Genomic DNA, 21,098 nt, shown 5'->3' with positions numbered 1-21,098 from the left:
TGTAGGCGTACGTGGTCGGCATCAGTTCGCCCCCGCTCCAGTAACGAGCCGGCGGAGCTCGTCCTCGTGGTGGCAACGCTCGAGCGCCACCTCGAGCGAGACTTTGGAGTTGCGCACTAGATCGGCCAGTGACTGGTCCATCGTCTGCATGCCGAACTTCCCACCGCCCTGCATGGCGCTGTAGATCTGGTGGACCTTGCCTTCGCGGATCATGTTGCGCACGGCCGGGGTGGCGATGAGGACTTCTGCGGATACCGCTCGTCCTCGACCGCCCAGTTTCGGCAGCAGCTGCTGGCAGACGACCGCCTGCAGGGCGGACGCCAGCTGCACGCGTATCTGCTGCTGCTGGTGGGCGGGGAACACGTCGATGACACGGTCTATCGACTGCGGGGCGTCCTGGGTGTGGAGCGTGCCGAACACGAGGTGGCCGGTCTCGGCTGCGGTCAGAGCAGTGGAGATCGTCTCGAGGTCGCGCATTTCACCGACGAGGATCACGTCTGGGTCCTGGCGCAGGACGTGCTTCAACGCGGCGGCGAAGGACTTGGTGTCCTCACCCACCTCACGCTGGTTGACGACGCAGCGCTTGTGGGAGTGCACGAACTCGATCGGGTCCTCGACCGTCATGATGTGCTCCGGGCGGGTCGAGTTCACGATGTCGACCACGGAAGCGAGGGTGGTCGACTTGCCTGAGCCGGTTGGGCCGCACACAAGGACGAGGCCCCGGGGGAGTTTCGCCAGGTCGGCCACGACCTGCGGGATGCCCAGCTTGTCGAGCGGGACGATCTTGAACGGGATGGCACGCAGGACCGCACCCACCGAGTCACGCTGGACGAACACGTTGAGACGGAAGCGGCCGACATTGGGGACAGAGTGCGAGGTGTCCAGTTCGAGCTCGGCTTCGAACTTCTCCCGTTGACGTTGGGCGAGTACGCCGTAGACCAGGCGGCGGGTCTCCGACGGTGTGAGAACCTCGTGGTCCTCCATCGGCCGGAGCGCACCGTCGATCCGGATGCACGGAGGAAGGCCCGCGCTCAGGTGTAGGTCGGAGGCGCCTACTTCCACCATCTCGGCGAGCAGCTGGTTGAGATGCAGCTCGGTCGCGACACCCGGCTCTTCGTCGACATTGGATACCGGGGTGGTGGCATCGTCGACGTTGTACAGGACCTCGATCGCCAGGCTGATGTCGGAAGAGGCAGCGAGTAGCGGCTGTACGGTCCAGCCCGTCTCCTTGTTGATCTGGTCGATCGCACCCTGGTTGCTGGGATCCTCCATCGCCACGCGGAGGACGGTGTTGCTCATACCCACGGCGACCGCCCTGAGCCTCTGGCACAGAGCGAGCGGAAGCATGCCGGCGACGACGGAAGGGATGGGGTCCCGGTCGGGGTCCCACACGGGCACCCCGAGGTGATCGCCGATGGCGGCGATCAGGTCACGTTCACCGACCAAACCTTCCGACGAAAGGATCTTGGTCAGGGGTATGCCCGTCTCGGCTTCCTTTACGAGGGACTCCTCGAGGGCATCACGGGACAGAACTTTGCGGGATACGAGGAACTCCCCCACCACGCGTGATGCGGCGATCATGACAATCCCTTCGGACTAAATGCGAAGCGCCTGTAGCAGTAACAGTGGCGGCTAGGCCACGACGCGGAGGATCTCTTCGACCGAGGTGACTCCTGCGTTGACCTGCTGGAGCCCGGCCTGACGCAGGGTAAGCATCCCCTGACCTATCGCCAGCTTGCGGATCTCGTCGGAGTGGCCGCGCTCGACGATGAGTCGCTCGACCTCCTCCGTGACCTGGAGGACCTCATGGATGGCAAGCCGGCCGTAGTAACCGGTCCCGCCGCAGGCACCGCAACCGTGGGCCTTGAAGATCTCGTGCGATCGGTTGACCTCACCGAGGCGCTCGACGTCCCAACCTAGGGCGACCATGTCGGTCGGCTCGGCCCGGAATGCTTTCTTGCACTTCTCGCAGAGGCGCCGGGCGAGACGCTGGGCGACAACGCAGTCGATCGCGCTGCCGACGAGAAAGGGTTCGACTCCCATCTCGACGAGCCGTGAGGGGGTGGTCGCGGCGTCGTTGGTGTGGAGGGTCGAGAGCACCAGGTGGCCGGTAAGGGCCGCCTCGATCGCGATGACAGCGGTCTCCCGGTCCCGGATCTCGCCGACGAGCACAATGTCCGGGTCGGACCGCAGGATGCTCCGCAACGCGGCAGCGAAGGTCATGCCGGCCTTGGAGTTGACCTGCACCTGGTTGATTCCCGGCAGCTGGTACTCGACCGGGTCCTCGACCGTGATCACGTTCTTGCTCTCGTCGTTGAGGATGTTCAGGGTCGCGTACAGGGTGGTCGACTTGCCCGAGCCCGTCGGTCCGGTGACGAGGATGGTCCCGTAAGGCTTGCGGTAGGACTCCTCGTAGCGGGCCATGTTGTCGGGCAGGAACCCGAGATCCGACAGCTTCAGCAGGGCCGTGGACTTGTCAAGGATCCGCATGACGACCTTCTCGCCGTGCACGGTGGGAAGCGTGGCCACGCGCAGGTCGACGTGGCGACCATTGATCATCGTCGTGATCCGGCCGTCCTGCGGAATCCGCCGCTCGGCGATGTTGATGTCGGCCATGACCTTCAGGCGACTGATGATCCCCGACTGGATGCGCTTGGGCGGCCGCATCACCTCGTGCAGGACGCCGTCGATGCGGTAGCGCACCCGGACGTCGTCCTCACCCGGTTCGATGTGGATATCCGACGCGCGGTCGGAGATCGCCTGGGAGACCAGAAGGTTGACCAGCTTGACGATCGGCGAGTCCTCCGTGATCTCGCGGACACGCGAGAGGTCCACCTCGCCCTCGAAGGAGCTCGCGGCTTCGGCGCTGATGTCCTCGGCCTCGCTGTCGACGCGGTGGAAGCGGCCGATTGCGGCTACCACCGACCCGCCGGTGGCGACGGCGATTCTGATCTCCGCCCCGGTGACGGTCCGAATGTCGTCGACCGCGAACACGTTCGACGGATCCGCCATCGCGACGATAAGGCGACCCTCGTACCACCCGATCGGCAGAGCCAGGTAACGCCTCGCCATCGAGTCGCTGATGAGGCGAGCGGCGGCAGCGTCGATCGGGTACTCCGACAGGTCGACGAACTCCAGCCGGAGGTGCCTGGCGAGAGTGGCGACGAGATCGGTCTCGGAGACGAGGTTGTCGTCTATGAGGACCCGGGCGAGATCCTGGCCTCGCTCCTGCCGGCACGCGAGGGCCTTTTCGCAGACCTCCTGCGTGAGCAGGCCTGCGGCGACGAGGAGCGACCCGAGTAGCTCGTCGTCGGTCGGGGCGGCTGGCTCCGCCCCGAGTGCAGGGGCCGACATCGTCACGGGTGGGCCGCTCCTACGAACGGACCGACGACAGGAACTTGAGCAGGAGACCCCGGTTCACCGGCTCGGGCTGGGGCTCTTCCAGCTCCTCCTCCGACTCGTCTGTCGCCTCGAGCTCGGCGGGCTGCTGGGAGTCACCCTCGGATGCCGCCTCGAAGTGGAAGTCAGACGCAGCTGCAGCCGCCGACGGCTCCACGTCTTCGACGCTCGAGAAGTCGTACTCGGGCTCCTCATGCTCAGCGGCGCCGGCAGGCTGGTCGTCGTGCCAGCCGCCCTCATGGTCGAAGCTGGCGAGCTCCTGGGACGTCCAGGGGCCCCGGTCGGCCAAACCATCGTGCTCTTGGACGTCGCCGCCGAATTCCGCAGCGCCTTCGCCGTCCTCGTCGCCGGGGATCTCGGCCAGCAGCGCCTCGAGAGCGGCGCGCGAGGTCATCGACCCGTCGTCGGACTCCACATCGAATACCCCGTGGTCGCCGTTCTCGTTGGAGGGGGGCTCGGGGTACGGCACGGGCTGCGGCTCGTAGCTGTCCTCCAACAGCTGGGCGGGGGTCTTGAAGACGAAGTCGTGCCCGTCGAAGGCGCCGCCGTTGACGACGAGGCTAGAAGATTCCTCTTCGACGACCGCAGCCGGGGCTTCAGGAACTTCCCCGAATTCGAGATCAGACAGAGACTGTGGCTCCACCGCGGATACTGCCTCCGGCTCGTCGACGGGCTCGGGCTCGTTCACCACGGACAGGTCCTCAGCCTCGACCGGCAGGTCCTCCGCGACGACGGGCAGCTCGTCCGGCTCGGACACGGCCACGAGCCCGTCCTCGACGAGCGTCTTCAGCGAGCGGCAGCCCTCGAACTCCGGTAGACCAGCGCGGTCGAGGACATCCCCGACGGTGCGGCCTTCACCGATCGTGACCACCAGCGACCACTGCTCCGCCGAGATCTCGACGCTCTCGCGAGGAGCTTCCGGCGAAAGGGACGCCTTGTGCTGCAGAGACGGGACCACCGCGACGATTCCTGACCACTCCTCCAGGCGCGCCTGGGCCACCTCGAGGACAGGACGGACGTCCGCGCCGTTCTCGTCCTCCCCGACGCCGTTGGCGGACTCCGGAGGGGACATGCCGGCGTCGAAGGAGAACCTTCCGCTCGATGCCCGCAAGAGCTCGAACAGCGCGTCGGCGGGGTCCGAGCAGCGGTGCACGTCGAAACCGCTCAGGCGGCCGGCGTCGAACCACAACCGACCGTCCCCTCGGTCGCCGCTCACCAGGAGCTCGCCGCTCTTGGATGTGTCAGAGAGCAAGTGGAGCACTTCGGGCAGTGCGATCGTCTCGAGAGAGCCTTCGAGTGACACGGGAAAAACCTCCGATGGAAGTGGTGCTCTCTCATTCGGCATTCTCCCTGGTCGACCTAAGCCTTATCGGGCCTCGCCCGCCAACGGCAGCCCAACTCGACCCACGAGAGGCTGCGGGTCAGTCCGGTCGGTGCGAAAGTGCAGCTAGCGCTGCCGCCGACATGACCTCCAAGGGTGCGGCTCTGCCGGTCCAGATCTCGATCTGGCGGGCCGCCTGGTTGATCAGCATCCCCAGTCCGTTCGCGGTGAAGGCCCCCCGGCCGCGGGCGGCCGCAAGCAACGGCGTGACCGCCGGCAGGTAGATGAGATCCACAACCGCGTGCCGCGGTGAAAGCCAGGAGGGATCCAGATCGAACGGGAGCCGATCGCCCTGTCTCATGCCGACCGGGCTGGCGTTGACGATCAGGTCGGCGTCCCTGACCGCAACCTCGAAAGGCTCCATCTCGGATGGCGCTACCGCCTCCCCCGCGGGTCCGGCCAACGCCGCACAAGCCTTGACGGCTTCGGGGCGCCGGCCGATGACCGCGACGTTGGAAGCCCCGGCCTCGCCGAGCGCCAGGGCGACCGACCGCGCCGCTCCCCCGGCGCCGAGCAGCAGGCAGCGCCGGCCGGCGGGGTCGAACCCGTCGTCGCCGAGCAGCGCGTCGAGGAATCCACCCCCGTCGGTGCTGTCGCCCTCCAGGAGCGATCCCCCATCCGCGGCCGGCCGGCGGGTGATCGTGTTGGCGACCCCCAGCCGCTCTGCAGTCGGCGTCAGCGAGTCAAGCCGTTCGACGACCGCCGCCTTGTGAGGCATGGTGACGGACAGCCCGGCCAGACCGAGCGCCCGTGCGCCGTCCACAGCAGCCGGTCCCCTGCCTGCCGGCACTTCGAATGCTACGTATACCCAGTCGATCCCCAGCGCGGTGTAGGCCGCGTTGTGGATGGCGGGAGATATCGAGTGACGGACCGGGTCGCCGATGATCCCGGCGACGCTCGTGGTCGCCGACGGGATTCCCTGCGTGCTCAGCAGAGGTTGGCGGCCCGGCACTGATCCCGAAGCTGGATGAAGCCGGCGGTGGTGGACGCGAAGCCCAGGCGGCCGTCGGGGTTGATCTCCACGAAGTACAGGTAGCTGGTGGACGGCGGGGACGTGGCGGCCCGCAACGAAGGCACACCCGGGCTGGCGATCGGCGTCGGCGGCAAACCCTTGTTGGTGCGCGTGTTGTACGGGCTGGCCGTGTCGAGCTGAGCAGCAGTGGGCTGAACCCCCGGATCGGTGAGGCGCAGGTAGTACGTCTGGGTCGAGTCGGCTCCGAGCGGCATCCCGACGCGCAGGCGGTTGTAGATGACACTGGCCACATTGGGCCGGTCGGAGTCGCGCTTGGCCTCGCGCTCGACGATCGATGCGACAGCGATCACCTGGTAGGGGGTCATGCCCAGCGACGACGCCGCTGAATCGAGACCGAGCGTCGAGGCGTGGTCCTCGAAGGACGCGACCATCTGGCCCAGCAGCTCGCTCTCGGTCTCACCCTGGCGGACGTCGTAGGTAGCGGGAAACAGCAGCCCCTCCAGGTTGTTGACGCCCTCGGGCTCGTAGCGGCTGCGGACACTGCCGTCGGTCGCGGCAGCCATGAACTTGGCGGAAGAGAGGTTCAAGCCGGGGAGCTTGCCGACCGCGTTGGCGATCTGCTGGACCGTGTACCCCTCGGGTATGACGAGGCGGTCCGTCAAGATCTTGGGGCCGGCTTCCAGGGCCGATATGACCGGGCCGTAGCTCGAGTTCCGGTCCAGGAGATAGGTGCCCGGGTAGAGAGGTCCGTCGCCGTGCAGGCGGACCCAGATGGTGAACAGAGTCCCGTCGTGGATGACCCCTGCCTTGGCGAGCAGGTCGCCTATCCGGCTCGTCGACGCGCCCTTCGGGATGATCACGCTCACCTGCGGGCCGTGGTGGCCCCCCGGGTTGATCTGCGAATCGAGCCATATGGCCACCGCGGCGACGACTACCACGAAGGCGGCTGCCGCAGCGAGGACACGGCGCGGCCACTTGCGCCCGGTGGACGGTTCTCGCCGCCGGTGGCGGGCGCTGTGGGCCGGCCCGCGCCACGGCTGCGACTCCTCGTACCCCGGCGGCAGGACGTCCTGGTGGTCGCTCACGATTCGCCCACCGCGGAGCGCCGGCGGGAGAGCCATGTCTGGAGCAGTTCGGCGGCCGCGGCAGCGTCTATGACCTCTCTTTGACGGCGCGCCTTGCGGCCCGCCGCTCGCATGCCGGACGAGGCGACCCGAGTCGTGAAGCGCTCGTCGACGGTCTCGACCTCGATGCGCAACACCTTTCGCAGCGACTCGATCTCCTCCCGGACGGCCGCAGCGGCGGGACCGGCGGAACCCGAGAGCGACAGCGGCAACCCGACCACCGCCCCCACGGCGCCATATTCCTCGGCGACTGCTGCGACCGCGCTGTGGTCGGCCGACAGGTCGCCCGACCGGTTGACCGTGGTCACGGGTGTGGCGACGCTCTGAGCCGAGTCGCTCACGGCCATACCGATCCGTCGCGAGCCCAGATCGATGCCCACGACCCTTCCAGCAGGGATCATGTCCGTAGTCCCGCAGCGATCAATCTTGGCCTCCCAGCTCGGGTCATCCGGCGGTCTGCAGGAGCTCGCGCACCTGGTCAAGGGCTTCGTCGAGGCGCGACGGATCGCGCCCGCCGGCCATCGCCTGCTCGGGGTTCTTACCCCCACCGCCCCCGCCGACGGTCCTGGCCGCGCCGCCTATCAGGTCCGGGGCGCCAGGCGTGGCTCCCTTCGAAACCAACGCAACGAGGGCAGCCTTCTCCCCGTCGGGGCTCCCGCCGAGGACGACGGCGCGCAGGCCACCGAGATTCTTCACCTGGATCGCCAGCTCCCGCAGGCGGTCGGAGGTGAGGCCGTCCGCTCTCGCCACGAGCCAGCCGTCCGAGGCCGACTCGACGAGCGAGCGTGCCTGGCCGGCGAGGGCCGCTTGCTCGGCCGACCGCAGCTTCGCCTCCGCCTCCCGGAGATCGTTGAGCTTCCGTTCGATCGCCTCGGTCAGCTCGTCCGGGCGCACCTTGAGCAGGCCCGCGGCGTCGGCGACCCGCTTCTCCGCGTCACGGAGCCGATGAAGGGTGCCAACCCCCGTCGTGGCCTCCACCCTGCGAAGGTTCGAGCCGATCGACCCTTCCGAGACGATCTCCAGCGGACCGATCTCGCCCAGGCGCGAAACGTGGGTCCCGCCGCACAGCTCCATCGACTCGGTGCCGGCGCGCACTACGCGCACCTCCTCGCCGTACTTCTCCTCGAAGAAAGCGATCGCACCGGCCGCGTCCGCTTCCACCTTCGACATCACCGAGACTTTCACTTCCTCGTCGGCGAGCACCCGGAGGTTCACGAGGTCCTCCACCCGCGCGATCTCCTCGGCGGTCATCGAGTTGTAGTGGGTGAAGTCGAAGCGCAGCCGTTCCGGCGCGACGAGCGAACCTTGCTGCTTGACGTGGTCGCCGAGGACCTCGCGAAGCGCCCAGTGCAGGAGGTGAGTGCCGGTGTGGTTGCGCCTGATATCGGCCCGCCGCTCCGCGTCTATCGCAGCGGTGGCGGCCTGACCCTCATGGAGCGAACCCTCTTCGACGACGGCCGTGTGCCGGGTGAGTCCGGGGACGGCGACGGTCGTGTCGAGCACCCTGAGACGTCCGCTGTCGGTTTCGATAGTCCCGGTGTCGCCCACCTGGCCGCCGCCCTCCGCGTAGAAAGGCGTGACGTCGAGGAACACCTCGACCTGACCGGCGGTCTCCGACTCCAGCACCGCCAGCACGTGAGCCGTAGCGGACGTGTCGCTGTAGCCGACGAACCTGGTCGGCCCGTGCTCCTCGAGGATGTGGTGGTACTCCGCCAGCCTCCCCTCGGCGCCGGCCGCCCTCGCCCGGCCCGACTGCTTCGACTGCTCCCGCTGGCGACGCATCGCAGCCTCGAACGCGGCCTCGTCGATGCTCGCCCCGCGCTCGGCGGCGATCTCGCGGGTCAGCTCGACCGGGAAGCCGTGGGTGTCGTGCAGCTTGAACGCGACCTCTCCCGAGACCTCTGAACCGCCGCCGGCGAGCTCGGCTTCCAGCATCGAAAGCCCGGATCGCAGGGTCGTGCGGAACCGCGCCTCCTCCTTGTCCGCCACGCCCGCGACGTAGTCCGAGTTGCGGGCCAGGTCGGGGTAGGCCTCGCCCATCACGTCGATCGTCGAGCCGACCAGCTCCGCGGCGACCGGCCGCTCGACGCCGAGGGCGTACGCCTGGCGGACCGCGCGGCGGATCAGGCGGCGGAGCACGTAACCGCGGTCCTCGTTGCTCGGGAACACGCCGTCCGAGATCAAAAACGACATCGACCTCGCGTGATCTGCCAGTATCCGCAACGACACGTCGACTTCCGGGTCGTCCCCGTATGCCCGGCCTGTCAGGGCTTCGGCACGAGCGATGATCGGCCGAAGCACATCGGTCTCCCAGATCGACGGGGTGTCCTGCAAGACCATCAGAACCCGCTCGAGCCCGGCACCGGTGTCGATGTTCGGCCGAGGAAGAGGCGTCAACGTCGCGTCCGATTGGCGGTCGAACTGCATGAACACGAGGTTCCAGATCTCGACGAACCGCTCCTCGCCGCCCCCGCCGGCGGGCCCGCCTTCCGCGCCCCAGGACGGGCCCCGGTCGAAATAGATCTCCGAGCACGGTCCGCACGGGCCGGTCTCGCCCATTTCCCAGAAGTTGTCCTCGTCCATGCGCTGGATCCGCCCGGCGGGGACCCCGATCGAGTCGCGCCAGATCTCCGCCGCCTCGTCGTCGTCCTTGTACACGCTCACCCAAAGGCGGTCCCCGTCGAGCCGGAACACCGAGGTCAACAGCTCCCAGGCGAGGGGTATCGCCCTCTCCTTGAAGTAGTCGCCGAAGCTGAAGTTGCCGAGCATCTCGAAGAACGTGAGGTGGCGCGTGGTACGCCCGACAAGGTTGATGTCGTCATGCTTTCCACGTACTCTCACGCACTTCTGGATGCTCGTGGCCCGCGGGAACGGCGCCTTCTCCTCACCGAGGAAATAGGGGATGAACTGGTTCATCCCCGCATTGGTGAAAAGAGGGGCCCGGGCGTGGTGCGGGATCAGCCCGGCCGACGGGACCGCTGTGTGGCCCTCGTCGACGAAGAACCGCGTGAAAGCGCGCCGCAACCCGTTCGCATCCATGACGCCAGTCAGATTACTTACGGTGTGGAGAGCGCCGTTGCTGGCGACGCTGCGGGCGCAGATGGGAGTGACGAAGCTCGGCCTCCCTGTCGCGCATCGCGGCCCGTCCTTCCTCGATAGCGCTCCTGGCCCGCTCGACCGCCTCGCCCGCGATGCCGGCCGGGGTGTACTTGCGAAGCCGCGCCTGAAGCCACACGACCGCGCCCGCGCCGACCGCAGCACCGGCGCCCATCCAGCGAACCCGCTTGAACACCTAGCTCACCCTCCGCAGACGCCGACCCCTTCGCGGCGGCTCGTCCCGGCCCCGCAGGCGCCGGCCCGCCCGCGCCGTACCGGCGCCGAACGCCATGATCTTGATCAGCGGTGTCGACACGGCCGCCTGAGCCAGCCGGCTGGCCGATCCAACCGTCTGCGATATCGCCTCGGCGGAGCCGACCAGGTCGTCCACCCGGTCCAGCTCGGCACGGGCCCTGACCACTGTGTCCTCCACGGCGCCGAGGACGACCTCTGCGTGGTCGCTCAGCTCCGACGCCAGGTCACGCAGCTGCGCGGCGGTGCGAGCCAGAGAGAGGGCGGCCATGGCCAGCAGCGCGACGACGACCGTGGCAGCCACGGCTATCACCACCGGCCAAACCGTCGACGTGGTGCTGGCGATCAAGGCTGTAAAGACTACCCAGGCGGCCGCCGGCGGTCGCGGAGCCACCGCTCGAACCGTCCTGGTTCGGCGCCGTGGGTGGACGGTTGGTAGTACACCCTGCCCTCCAGATGCTCGGGGCGGTACTGCTGCTCCGCCCAGCCGCGCGCGTCGTCGTGGGGGTACCGGTAACCCTTCCCGTGCCCCAGCCGGGCGGCTCCCCGGTAGTGGGAGTCCCGAAGATGCGCCGGCACCTGACCCGCCGGCTGTGACGCCACATCCTCCTGCGCGGCGCCCAGAGCCGTCGTCACCGTGTTCGACTTCGGGGCGCTCGCGAGATGCACCACCGCCTGAGCGAGATTCAGCTGCGCCTCCGGGAGCCCCACGTACTCCACCGCTCGGGCTGCCGCGTCGGCAATCAGCAACGACTGCGGGTCCGCCATCCCCACGTCCTCGCTCGCAAGGATCACGAGGCGCCTCGCGATGAACCTCGCGTCCTCGCCCGCGGCAAGCATGCGTGCCAGCCAGTACAGGCCGGCGTCCACGTCCGAACCGCGGATCGACTTGATGAACGCGCTGACCACGTCGTAGTGGTCGTCCTCCTCGTAACGGATCGCTCGCGCGCTCCTCGCGGCCTCGACGTCCGCCACCGTGACCTTCGCTCCACCGGCAATCGCCATCGCGACCTCCAGACCGGTAAGCGCAGCCCGGGCGTCGCCGTCGACGAGTGCGACCAACGCGGCGATCGCGTCCGGTTCGGCTTCGGTCCCCTCGCGCTCGAGCGCTCTGCTGAGCAGCTCGGTCACCGCCTCGTCGTCGAGCGGCTCCAACCTGAAAAGCGTCGAGCGGCTGAGCAGCGGCGCGTTCACGGAGAAGAAGGGGTTCTCCGTCGTCGCACCGATGAGCACGAGCGTGCCGTCCTCGACCGACGGGAGCAGCGCGTCCTGCTGCGCCCGGTTGAACCGGTGTACCTCGTCGAGGAACAGGATCGTGCCTCTGCCCTGCTCGGCCAGATGCTGCCGCGCGGCCGCCACCGCGTCGCGCACGTCTTTTACCCCTGCAGTGACTGCCGACATCGGGATGAACGCCTTGTGCGTCGTCCCTGCGATCACCTGGGCGAGGGTCGTCTTGCCCGTCCCCGGCGGTCCCCACAGGATCACAGACGACAGGCGATCGGCTTCGATCAGCGCTCGCAGCGGGCGGCCCGGTGACAGCAGGTGCCGCTGGCCCACCATCTCCTCGAGCGTCAGCGGCCGCATGCGGGCCGCGAGGGGTGCTTGGGAGGAGAGCCGCTCGTCGAGCGCGGCCGAGAAAAGGTCGTCCTCTCCCGCCGGCACGCCCGTTACCCGCCCAGCCGGCGGCGCACCTCGTCCACGACGCCCGCCGCCGGGATCGTGGACTGGTCGCCACCTTGCTGGAGGTCCTTGATCCCGACGTTGCCCGCGACGGCCTCGTCCGGACCGACGACGATCGCGAAGCGCGCCCCCGAGCGGTCGGCCGCCTTGAACTGCGCCTTGGCGGAGCGGTTGTCGTACGCCCGATCCGCCTTGATGCCGGCGGACCGGAGAGCCGCGGTCAGGTCACGGGCCGCCTCCCCGCCGGCGAAGTCGACCACGAACACGTCGACACCCGGTTGGCGGCCGAGGACGGCGCCCTCGGCTTCGGCGGCCAGCAGCGTGCGGTCGACGCCGAGAGCGAAGCCCACCGCCGGCGTCTGCGGTCCTCCCATCGCCGCAACGAGACCGTCGTAACGCCCCCCACCGCCGATGCCGTTCTGCGCGGACTCGAGCGCCAGACCGGTGTACTCGAACGTGGTGCGCGTGTAGTAGTCCAGGCCGCGCACCAGCAGCGGTGCCAGCGTGTAGTCGATGCCGAGGGCGTCGAGGCCCTGCCGCACGCGGGCGAAGTGCGTGCTGCATTCGTCGCAGAGGTGGTCGATCTGCAGCGGGACGGCCTTGACGAGGTCACGACAGGGTTCTTTCTTGCAGTCAAGGACGCGAAGCGGGTTCTCCTCGAGGCGCTCCTTGTGGTCGTCGCAGAGGTCGTCGCGCCGCTCGCGCAGGTAGTTGAGCAGCAGCTCGCGGTAGGCGGGCCTGCAGTTGGCGTCTCCGAGCGAGTTGAGCTGCAACTCGACCCGGTTGACGCCCAGCGCCCGGTAGAACTCCCAGCCGAGCGCGATGACCTCGACGTCCAGGTCCGCGTCGTCGGTCCCGAAGGCCTCGATCCCGACCTGGCGGAACTCCCTGTAACGGCCGGCTTGCGGCCGCTCGTAGCGGAAATTCGAGCCGGCGTACCACGTCTTCCACGGCAGCGCCGGCCGGTGCTGGATGAAAGCCCGGGCGACCGACGCCGTCACCTCGGGGCGCAACGCTATGTGCCGGCCGCCCTTGTCCTCGAAGTCGTACATCTCCTTGCGGACGACGTCCGTGGACTCCCCGACCCGCTTGAAGACGGCGACGTCCTCGAAGGTCGGGGTGAGGATGAGGCCGTAGCCGGCGGCTTCGACCACCCGCGCGAACGTCGCGGCGAAAGCCTCCCAGCGCGCCGAGTCGGGAGGCAGGACGTCAAATGTGCCGGGGGGGTGGCGAAGCTCGGACACGGGATGGAGGCTACCGGTGCGGGCTTGGCGCCGTGCGGGAATAGGGGGTCAGGGTGACACGCTGCGCAGCGGGCCGCCGGCGCCAGGAAGGAGGTTTAGCCTCCCTCCGTGGCGCCGGCTGGAAGGCTGCTACGACTGGCCGATCTCTATGAATCCGTTGATCACGGCCTGGGTGAGACCGCCCGAATTGCAGGCGGTGATGCCGGTCGGGTTGCTCGTGCTGAACGTGAGTTCCCCGAGCGCGTTGGCACCAACTGGGGTGGACGCCTCGTTCGTGGTGATGGTGTAGGTGGTGCCGTTCGGCCCACTAACCGTCACGTTTGATACGACCGTGCCCTGCAGCGCAACCAGGGCGCCTGCACCGGTCGTCGTGTACTTGACCACCGTGTAGGTCCCGCCGGCCCACTGCGTGACCGAGACGCCGCTGGTCGAGCTGTTCGCGCAGCTCCCGGTCCCGGTGGCGGGGGGCTCCTGATAGGTGGTCCCCGAGATGGTGATGGGCGAACCGGCGCTCACCGTCCCGGACGTCGGAGCGCCGGTGTTGTTGGACTGGCAACCAGAGAGACTGCCGGTGAAGCCGTAGGTGAAGCTCGAGGAACTGGTGGTGAGGCCAGGAGAGGCAAAGTTCGCAGTGCCTTGAAGCTGACAGGCTCCTCCGTTCGGTGTTGACGAAGCGGCGGTGGTCGCCTTGGCGGCACCAGATGTGAACAGCCCTGCTGCCGCGAATGCGCCGGCGGTCAGGACGAGTAGCAGTCGTCGGGACAACCCGATCCCCCTTTTGGTTGAATGCGGTCCGCCCCCCAGCGGGCCGGACCGGCTTGAGTGCCCGGAATAGTACACGATGGGCGATCTGGGGTGTTCTTCCGGGATTGCCGGTTGTCTCGAGGCCGGATGTCTCGAGGCCGGTTGTCTCGAGGCCGGTTGTCTCGAGGCCGGAAGTGGACAGAGAACGTGCCGGCGCTTGGCAGTGAGACGAACCCTGTCCCTTTGGGTCACACACGCCGCGCGCTAAAGGGACCGAGAATGGCCTCCGGGACGCGGGGCAGCAGAACTCTGTCCGGTTGTGCGCCAGCGGCCGGCGGGGCGGCGAGCGGCGGCCGGCGGCGAGCGGCGCAGCGGCCGGTAGGGCGACAGGCCGGTAGGGCGGCGAGCGGTGCGGTCAGCCGCCGCGGTTGGGGAGGACCCGGTACGCGTCGTAGACGCTGTCGATGCGCTTGAGCGCCGCGAGGAGCGAGTCGAGGTGTGCGGGGTCGGCCAGCTCGAACTCGAAGCGCATCCGGCTCACCCGGTCCGGGCCGGCGAGGGACTCGCTTCGGACGATGTTCAGGTGGTTGTCGGAGATGACCTTCCACACGTCGACGCCGAGGCGGGTGCGGTCGAGAGCCTTGAGCTCGACCGCGGCGATGAAGCTGCCGCCGCTCCCCCGGTCCCATTCGACCTCGATCATCCGTCCCACCTCGCCGGCGGCCAGGGAGGCCGCGTTGGCGCAGTCGCTGCGATGGACGGTCACGCCGCGCCCGCGGGTGACGAACCCGATGATCTCGTCACCGGGAACGGGGGTGCAGCACCTGGACAGCCGGACCATCACGTCATCCAGCCCCTCCACGTGCACGCCGACACCCGGCCGCTTCCCGACCCGCCGCGGCTGGCGGGCGGTGCTCGGGAGCTGGACCTCCTGCTCCCCGCCGCGTAGGTCCCGCGCGATGCGCTGGGCGACCGACTGCGCCGAAACGTGGTTCTCACCGATCGCGGCGTGGAGAGCGTCCGCGTCGGCGTAGTTCATCGATTCGGCGAGGCGGCCGATCTCCGGCGCCGAGCTGAGCTTCTGGACGGGGAGGCCTTCCTTGCGGAGCGCCTTCATCAACTCCTCGCGCCCGGTTTCGATGGCGTCCTCGCGTCGCTCCCGGCTGAACCACTGGCGGATCTTGTTACGCGCCCGTGGGCTGACGACGATCTTCAGCCAGTCGCGGCTCGGGCCGGCGGACGGGACCTTCGACGTGAAGATCTCCACACTGTCGCCGGAGACGAGGTGCGAGTCGAGCGGCACGAGGCGGCCGTTGACCCGGGCGCCGATGCAACGGTGCCCGACCTCGGTGTGGATGGCGTAGGCGAAGTCGATCGGCGTCGAGCCGACGGGAAGCGAGATGACGTCGCCCTTTGGAGTGAAGACGAAGACCTCGTCGGTCTCGAGGTCTAGCTTGAGGCTCTCGAGGAACTCGACGGGATCGGTGCTGTCGGCGGTCCAGTCGACGATGCGCTGCAACCAGGCGACGTCGGCGGCGGAGGCATGCTCCTTGTAGCCCCAGTGCGCGGCAATTCCCCACTCCGCCCGGTTGTGCATCTCGAGGGTCCGGATCTGCGCCTCGATCGTCTTGCCTTGTGGGCCTACGACCGTGGTGTGCAGGGACTGGTACAGGTTGAACTTCGGGGTGTTCACGTAGTCCTTGAACCGGCCCTGCACCGGGGTCCACGCTCCGTGGATCGCTCCGAGCGCGGCCCAGCAGTCTTTTACCGATTCGACGAGCACCCGCACGCCGACAAGGTCGTAGATCTCGTCGAACTCCTTGCCCTTCACGATCATCTTCTCGTAGATCGAGTACAGGTGCTTCGGGCGCCCGGTGACCTGGGCTTCGATTCGGGCCGCCGCCAGGCGGTCGTTGACCTGGCCGATGACCTGCGCCAAGTAGATGTCGCGCTCGGGCGCCCGGGTGGCGACCATCTGCTCGATCTCCGCGTAGCGGCGAGGATGGAGAGCCGCGAAGGCCAGGTCCTCGAGCTGCCACTTCATGTCCTGGATCCCGAAACGGTGGGCCAGTGGGGCGTAGATGTCCAGGGTCTCCTGGGCGCTGCGCTTCTGCTTCCATTCGGGCATCGCCGCGATGGTCTGCATGTTGTGCAGCCGGTCGGCGAGCTTGATCAGCAGCACCCGGGGGTCTTTTGCCATCGCGACGAGCATCTTGCGCATGGTCGCCGCCTGCTGCGCCTGCTTGGAGTCGAAGCGGACCCTGTCGAGCTTGGTGACCCCGTCGACGATCGCCGAGACGTCCTCTCCGAACACGGAGGAGATTTCCTCCAGTCCGAAGCCGGTGTCTTCAACGGCGTCGTGCAGCAGCGCGGCGGCGATCGTCACATCGTCGAGGCCGAGGCGGGCGAGGATCGTGGCCACGGCGAGCGGGTGGGAGATGTACGCCTCTCCGCTGTTGCGCAGCTGCCCGGTGTGCGCCGACGCGGCGGCTTCGTAGGCACGCACGATCAACCACGTCTCGTCGCGGGGATGGCGGTCGCGGAACGAACTCAACAGCGGGCGCAGCGCATCGTCGGTCTGCACCTGGCGCCTCCACGGCAGCACCCGCTCCACTGTCGCTACGGCTCGCGCCCTGTTGGCCCCCTCTGTCTTGGTCATCGTCGTGCCGATATGCCCATTCGCGCCCGCACCATTACTCGTATCTCAACAGTGAAACCGCTTCGAGGCTGTCGAGCTTCCCGGCACCGCCGAGGAACGCCAACTCGATGATGCAGCCGAAGCCGACGACCTCGGCGGAGCCGCCCGCCACCAGCCGTGCCGTCGCTGCTGCCGTGCCGCCGGTGGCGAGAACATCGTCGATGATCAGCACTCGCTCGCCCGGGTTGAGCGCGTCGGCGTGGATCTCCAGTGAGTCGGTTCCGTACTCGAGCTGGTACTCCTCCGACCGCACCCGCCAGGGGAGTTTGCCTGCTTTGCGCACGGGGACGAAACCGGCGCCGAGACTGACCGCGACCGGGGCGGCGACGATGAAGCCCCGTGCTTCGATACCGATGACCTTGTCGACAGGCTTGTCCGAGAAAGCGTCGGCGAGCGCTTCTACACAACTGGCCAAGGCGTCGCCGTCGCAGAGAAGCGGGGTGATGTCCTTGAACACGACCCCGGGCTGGGGGAAGTCCGGGATATCCCGGATGTAATCCTTCAGCCAGCCCTGGCCTTCTTCCATGCCTCCAAGGTACTGGCTGGGCGCCGCAGCGAAGCGCACTGGGCCCTTCGCCGCGCTCGGGCTAGCGGCGGCGACCCTTCTTTCTCGGCCGGGGCGGTGGGCGGTTGCCGCCCCGCGGTGGCACGGGCGTGCCGAACCTCTGCTGAGCCGGCTCCGCGTTTTCCTCGGGGTCGTCCGTCACGTCGATCCGGCCGGCGGGCGCCGGCCTTGCGCCGCGTCCGTCACCGGCGGGCTCCGGGACCACGTCTGGGATGCCTCCGCCCGTTGCGACAGCGGCAGGTGTGAGCCTCCGCGCCGGCGACCCGCCGGCCAGCCGGCGGCGGATCTCCGCGTAGCGCGGCTCGCGCTCCTTGAGGACGGCGAGCAACGGAGACGCGATGAAAATCGACGAGTAGGCACCGGTCGTCAATCCGACGAACAGCGCGAGACCGAAGTCCTCCAGAGCTGTCGCCCCGAGAACCCACGCGCCGATCACGAGGATCGAAAGGATGGGCAGGATCGCGACCAACGACGTGTTCATCGAGCGCGCCAGAACCTGGTTCATCGACAGGTTGACCGTGTCCGTGTACGTCAGCCGGTTGGTCGAGGCGAGACCTCGCGTGTTCTCCTGGACCTTGTCGAACACAACGATCGTGTCGTAGAGCGAATAACCGAGGATCGTGAGGAATGCGATCACCGTGTCGGGGCTCACCTGGAACCCCGACAACGAGTAGATCCCGGCGGTCACGAGGATGTCGTGTACGAGCGCGACGAGAGCGGCCAGCGCCATCTTCGCTTCGAAGCGCAGCCAGATGTAGCCGGAGACGACGACGAGGAAGATGATCACCGCCCGGATCGCCTTGTTGGTGATGTCGGAGCCCCAGGAGGGACCGACGTCGTTGATCTGGACCTCGTTGGGCGAGACGTGGGCCATCTTGGCGAGCGCCTGGGTGACTGCCGCGACCTTCGCCGAGTCGCTGGTGATCTTCGCCGGCGCCGCGACCTTGATGGTCCGCTGGTGAGTGAGGGTGTTGGTCAGCACCTCGACCGTCGCCTGGGAGAAGCCGGGGACCGCGGCGCCGACGACGGAGCGGGCCTCGCTGACCGAGGCGCTCGTCGGCACCTGCCACACGGTTCCGCCGCGGAAGTCGATCGAGAAGTTTAGGCCTCTGGTGCCGAGGGAGACGATCCCAATGAGGATGATCGCACCGGAGATCATGAACCACCGACGCCACCGGCCCGCGAAGTCAAACGAAGTCTCTCCGCGGAACAGCCTCGCGTAGGCGCCGTGGTGCACCCGCCGCGCCCGCTCGTCCCTGGCGGCCACCTAGACGTCCCCTAAGGGCCGGGCCCCGAGGCCTCGTGCGACGCCGAGGTACTTCGCCTCGGTGAACGCCCGCCGCCGGCCGACCAGGATCGTCATCGGCCGGATGAACAGGTAGGCCGTCACCACGTCCAGGAGAGTCGACAGCCCGAGCATGAACGCGAAGCCTCTGACGTCTCCGACGGTGAGCAGATAGAGGATCAGCGCGGCGAGGAACGCCACGAAGTCGGCGGTGAGGACAGTCCGGAATGCGCGGTTGAAGCTGCGCTCGACGGACTGGCGGACGCTCCGGCCGGCCCGGACCTCGTCTTTGAGCCGCTCGAAGTAGACCACGTAAGAGTCGACGGTGATGCCGACCGACACGATGATGCCCGTGACCCCGGCGAGGGTGAGCGTGAGCCCGCTGCTCTGGCTCAATTCGGTGATGATCGAGTACAGCAACGACCCACCCACTCCGAGCCCCAGCAGCACCACGAGTCCGAGCAGGCGGTAGTAGGCGATCATGTACAGCAGCACGACGATGATCCCGCCGGCGCCGGCGAGCAGGCCCGCCTTGAGCGAGTCCTTGCCGATCGTCGCGGAGACGGTCTGGACCGATTGCGGCACGAAGCGGGCGGGGAGGGAGCCGTACTTGAGGGCGACGGAGAGGTCGTTGGCCTGCTTGTAGGTGAAGGGCGACGCCGTTGAGCCGCTGATCACCGCCGTGCCATTGAAGCTCTGGGCCTGGATGGTCGGCGCCGAGTAGACGGTGCCGTCGAGCTCGAACGCCTCGAGGCTCTGGTAGGGCGGGTTGCTCGGGTTCTGCTTGTAGAAGGGGTAGCGCGCTGCGGCGATCTTGTCGAACTCGGTGGCGCCCTTCCCGGTGAACGACAGCTGCACCTGGTACTGGCCTGTCTGGCTGACCACCACCGACGCGGTGTGTACCCCGTTGCCGGTCATGTCCGCCTTGCCCAGCACGTAACGACTGCTGGACGACGCGTTCTGGTAGTAGGGCAGGATGACGGTGGCGTTCTGCGTGTCCTTCTCCACCGGGGTCGTCGGGAACTGGGCCGCGTTGGGGGCGTTGCACGCGTCCGCCGGGGGGCTGTTGACCGCTACCGGCGTGCCGCCCGAGCTCTGGCTCGGGACGATCGTGGTCGCCGGAGGAGGAGCCGTGGTCGGCGAGGTCTGACCGGGGTCCGCGGGCAGCACGACCGACGCCAGCCGGACGTCACCGCCGGAGCCGCCGGAGCCGCCCAGGGCCTTCGCCGTGGTGGCTGGGGTTGCGGGCGCGGTCGTCGGCGACGACGGGTTGGCCTTGGTCGGTGCCGGAGTGGTCGTGGAGGGAGTGCTCGTGGAGGCGCCGGCGTAGGGCGGTATCTGGCACAGGACCGGTCGGAAGTACGCGGTGGCCGTCTGGCCGAGCACCGCCAGCGCAGCCTGAGCGTTCTTGATGCCCGGAAGGCTTATGACGATGTCCTGGCCCTGGCTGGTCACGTTCGAGTTGGCCACACCCAACCCGTTGACGCGCCGGTCGATGATCGAGACCGACTGCTGCAAGGTGGCGCTCGTGACCTTTCCCTCGGGCCGAAGCACGACGGACACGCCGCCCTTCAGGTCCAGGCCGAGCAGCGGCGCGTGGCCGAGCGCGACCGTGGCGGCCAGCGAAACGACCGCCGCGCCGATTATGAACACCAGTGACCAGACCAGGCCCCTACGCATGGTCAGCTAGCCGGGCCTGCCGTTGTCGTCCGGCTCGTGATCGCTCGCCTGGGGAGGGGGGCCGAGGTGGTCGCCGTCGGAGTCGTGGGCGTCGTGCGAATGGTCGTGGTCGTCGTGGTCGCCGTATGAGTCGTCGCGGTCATCGTGGGGATCGCTGGCCTGCGTGGAAGCGGTGCCGCCGGGGTTCGGCTTTGCGTTGACCGCCCGCCGCAGGAAGGTCAGCACCACCCCCGGGGACACCTCGACCTCGACGGTATCGTCACCGATGCCGACCAGCCGACCGTGGATCCCGCCGGCGGTGACCACGTCGTCGCCGATCTCGAGCTGGCGCGTGGCCGCCTGCTGCTGGCGCATCCTCTGCGACCGGGGGCGGATGAAGAGGAAGTACGCACCAGCGAACAAAACGACGATAATCAGCAGCGGAAGGCTCGACGACGAGGTCGACTTCTTGCCGGCCACGGTCGTCGTGGTGGCTGCGATGAAATACAGGGTTGCGTGCATGAGAATTGGGGGGTCCCGCCCGTGGGAAGGACCGGGTGACCTTAGCGCAGCGACCCCGGCTCCCAGGTTTCACGCACGTCGGCTATCAGCCCGCCGAGGGTCCCGGCGCGGATCGCCTGGCGGGCGCTGTCCACCAGGGCGAGCGTCCAGTAGAGGTTGTGGATGCTGAGCAAGCGACCGGCTGTCGGCTCGCCTGTGAGCAGGAGGTGTCGGATGTATCCCCGGCTGTACCGCCCGCACACGCTGCAGCCGCAGCCAGGGTCGATCGGGGCGTCGTCGGCCGCGTACCGAAAGGCTTTCACCTGGTAGCGGCCCTGAGACGTGAGAGCGGTGCCGTGGCGGGCGAGACGGGTCGGCAGCACGCAGTCGAACATGTCCACGCCGAGGGCGATCGACTCGAGCATGGAGACCGGGTCGCCGACACCCATGAGGTACCTCGGCCGGTCCGCCGGCAGGGCACCGATCGCGGCCGCCAG

The 21,098-nt window shown here is 68.2% G+C and carries 18 protein-coding genes; all 18 read right to left on the bottom strand.

Annotation, left to right across the window (positions count from 1 at the left end; all coding sequences use genetic code 11):
- Positions 1 to 21: 21 nt before the first annotated feature.
- On the bottom strand, positions 22 to 1,581 hold the full coding sequence (locus VNF71_08065; protein HVA74505.1) for a PilT/PilU family type 4a pilus ATPase: 1,560 nt from the start codon (positions 1,579 to 1,581) through the stop codon (positions 22 to 24).
- Between the two features lie 51 nt (positions 1,582 to 1,632).
- On the bottom strand, positions 1,633 to 3,354 hold the full coding sequence (locus VNF71_08060) for an ATPase, T2SS/T4P/T4SS family (protein ID HVA74504.1): 1,722 nt from the start codon (positions 3,352 to 3,354) through the stop codon (positions 1,633 to 1,635).
- A gap of 19 nt (positions 3,355 to 3,373) precedes the next feature.
- Entirely contained in the window at positions 3,374 to 4,702 is a 1,329-nt protein-coding gene (locus tag VNF71_08055) for a DUF4388 domain-containing protein (protein HVA74503.1), read from the bottom strand.
- 118 nt (positions 4,703 to 4,820) lie between these two features.
- Positions 4,821 to 5,732 (bottom strand): shikimate dehydrogenase, encoded by a 912-nt coding sequence (gene aroE / locus VNF71_08050; protein ID HVA74502.1) that lies wholly within the window; start codon positions 5,730 to 5,732, stop codon positions 4,821 to 4,823.
- Positions 5,708 to 6,838 (bottom strand): endolytic transglycosylase MltG, encoded by a 1,131-nt coding sequence (mltG, locus tag VNF71_08045; GenBank protein ID HVA74501.1) that lies wholly within the window; start codon positions 6,836 to 6,838, stop codon positions 5,708 to 5,710. The genes aroE and mltG overlap by 25 nt, the downstream gene beginning before the upstream one ends.
- The gene (gene ruvX / locus VNF71_08040; protein ID HVA74500.1) at positions 6,835 to 7,257 is read right to left on the bottom strand and encodes a Holliday junction resolvase RuvX; all 423 of its coding nucleotides are present in this window, start codon (positions 7,255 to 7,257) and stop codon (positions 6,835 to 6,837) included. The genes mltG and ruvX overlap by 4 nt, the downstream gene beginning before the upstream one ends.
- A 64-nt stretch (positions 7,258 to 7,321) precedes the next feature.
- Positions 7,322 to 9,916, bottom strand: coding sequence for an alanine--tRNA ligase (alaS, locus tag VNF71_08035; GenBank protein HVA74499.1), 2,595 nt, complete (start codon positions 9,914 to 9,916; stop codon positions 7,322 to 7,324).
- Between the two features lie 13 nt (positions 9,917 to 9,929).
- Positions 9,930 to 10,169 (bottom strand): hypothetical protein, encoded by a 240-nt coding sequence (locus VNF71_08030; protein HVA74498.1) that lies wholly within the window; start codon positions 10,167 to 10,169, stop codon positions 9,930 to 9,932.
- Complete coding sequence (locus VNF71_08025; GenBank protein ID HVA74497.1) at positions 10,170 to 10,574, bottom strand: hypothetical protein; 405 nt, start codon at positions 10,572 to 10,574, stop codon at positions 10,170 to 10,172.
- Positions 10,575 to 10,585: 11 nt separating this feature from the next.
- Entirely contained in the window at positions 10,586 to 11,887 is a 1,302-nt protein-coding gene (locus VNF71_08020; GenBank protein ID HVA74496.1) for a replication-associated recombination protein A, read from the bottom strand.
- Positions 11,888 to 11,892: 5 nt separating this feature from the next.
- Positions 11,893 to 13,149 carry a histidine--tRNA ligase gene (gene hisS, locus VNF71_08015; protein ID HVA74495.1) on the bottom strand — a complete coding sequence of 419 codons (1,257 nt, stop codon included), beginning with the start codon at positions 13,147 to 13,149 and terminating at the stop codon, positions 11,893 to 11,895.
- Between the two features lie 129 nt (positions 13,150 to 13,278).
- Positions 13,279 to 13,914, bottom strand: a complete 636-nt coding sequence (locus VNF71_08010) for a hypothetical protein (protein HVA74494.1) — start codon at positions 13,912 to 13,914, stop codon at positions 13,279 to 13,281.
- A gap of 394 nt (positions 13,915 to 14,308) precedes the next feature.
- The gene (locus VNF71_08005; GenBank protein HVA74493.1) at positions 14,309 to 16,552 is read right to left on the bottom strand and encodes a bifunctional (p)ppGpp synthetase/guanosine-3',5'-bis(diphosphate) 3'-pyrophosphohydrolase; all 2,244 of its coding nucleotides are present in this window, start codon (positions 16,550 to 16,552) and stop codon (positions 14,309 to 14,311) included.
- A gap of 34 nt (positions 16,553 to 16,586) precedes the next feature.
- On the bottom strand, positions 16,587 to 17,117 hold the full coding sequence (locus VNF71_08000; protein ID HVA74492.1) for an adenine phosphoribosyltransferase: 531 nt from the start codon (positions 17,115 to 17,117) through the stop codon (positions 16,587 to 16,589).
- 61 nt (positions 17,118 to 17,178) lie between these two features.
- Entirely contained in the window at positions 17,179 to 18,423 is a 1,245-nt protein-coding gene (secF, locus tag VNF71_07995; GenBank protein ID HVA74491.1) for a protein translocase subunit SecF, read from the bottom strand.
- Entirely contained in the window at positions 18,424 to 20,121 is a 1,698-nt protein-coding gene (gene secD, locus VNF71_07990; GenBank protein ID HVA74490.1) for a protein translocase subunit SecD, read from the bottom strand. It abuts the gene before it with no gap.
- A gap of 6 nt (positions 20,122 to 20,127) precedes the next feature.
- A complete protein-coding gene (gene yajC, locus VNF71_07985; protein HVA74489.1) occupies positions 20,128 to 20,622 on the bottom strand; it encodes a preprotein translocase subunit YajC in 495 nt (164 codons plus the stop codon).
- Between the two features lie 41 nt (positions 20,623 to 20,663).
- Positions 20,664 to 21,098, bottom strand: a 435-nt coding sequence (locus VNF71_07980; GenBank protein ID HVA74488.1) for a tRNA guanosine(34) transglycosylase Tgt, incomplete at its 5' end; no start/stop codon positions are given.

The organism is Acidimicrobiales bacterium (genome assembly GCA_035533095.1).
Lineage (GTDB): Bacteria > Actinomycetota > Acidimicrobiia > Acidimicrobiales > Palsa-688 > DATLUM01.
This window is presented reverse-complemented; position numbering and strand designations above follow the sequence as displayed.

Coding starts and splice junctions, on each gene's coding strand:
- yajC (HVA74489.1), bottom strand. CDS start 20,622: ATGCACGCAACCCTGTATTTCATCGCAGCCACCACGACGACCGTGGCC.
- VNF71_08065 (HVA74505.1), bottom strand. CDS start 1,581: ATGATCGCCGCATCACGCGTGGTGGGGGAGTTCCTCGTATCCCGCAAA.
- VNF71_08060 (HVA74504.1), bottom strand. CDS start 3,354: ATGTCGGCCCCTGCACTCGGGGCGGAGCCAGCCGCCCCGACCGACGAC.
- VNF71_08000 (HVA74492.1), bottom strand. CDS start 17,117: ATGGAAGAAGGCCAGGGCTGGCTGAAGGATTACATCCGGGATATCCCG.
- VNF71_08005 (HVA74493.1), bottom strand. CDS start 16,552: ATGACCAAGACAGAGGGGGCCAACAGGGCGCGAGCCGTAGCGACAGTG.
- secD (HVA74490.1), bottom strand. CDS start 20,121: ATGCGTAGGGGCCTGGTCTGGTCACTGGTGTTCATAATCGGCGCGGCG.
- alaS (HVA74499.1), bottom strand. CDS start 9,916: ATGGATGCGAACGGGTTGCGGCGCGCTTTCACGCGGTTCTTCGTCGAC.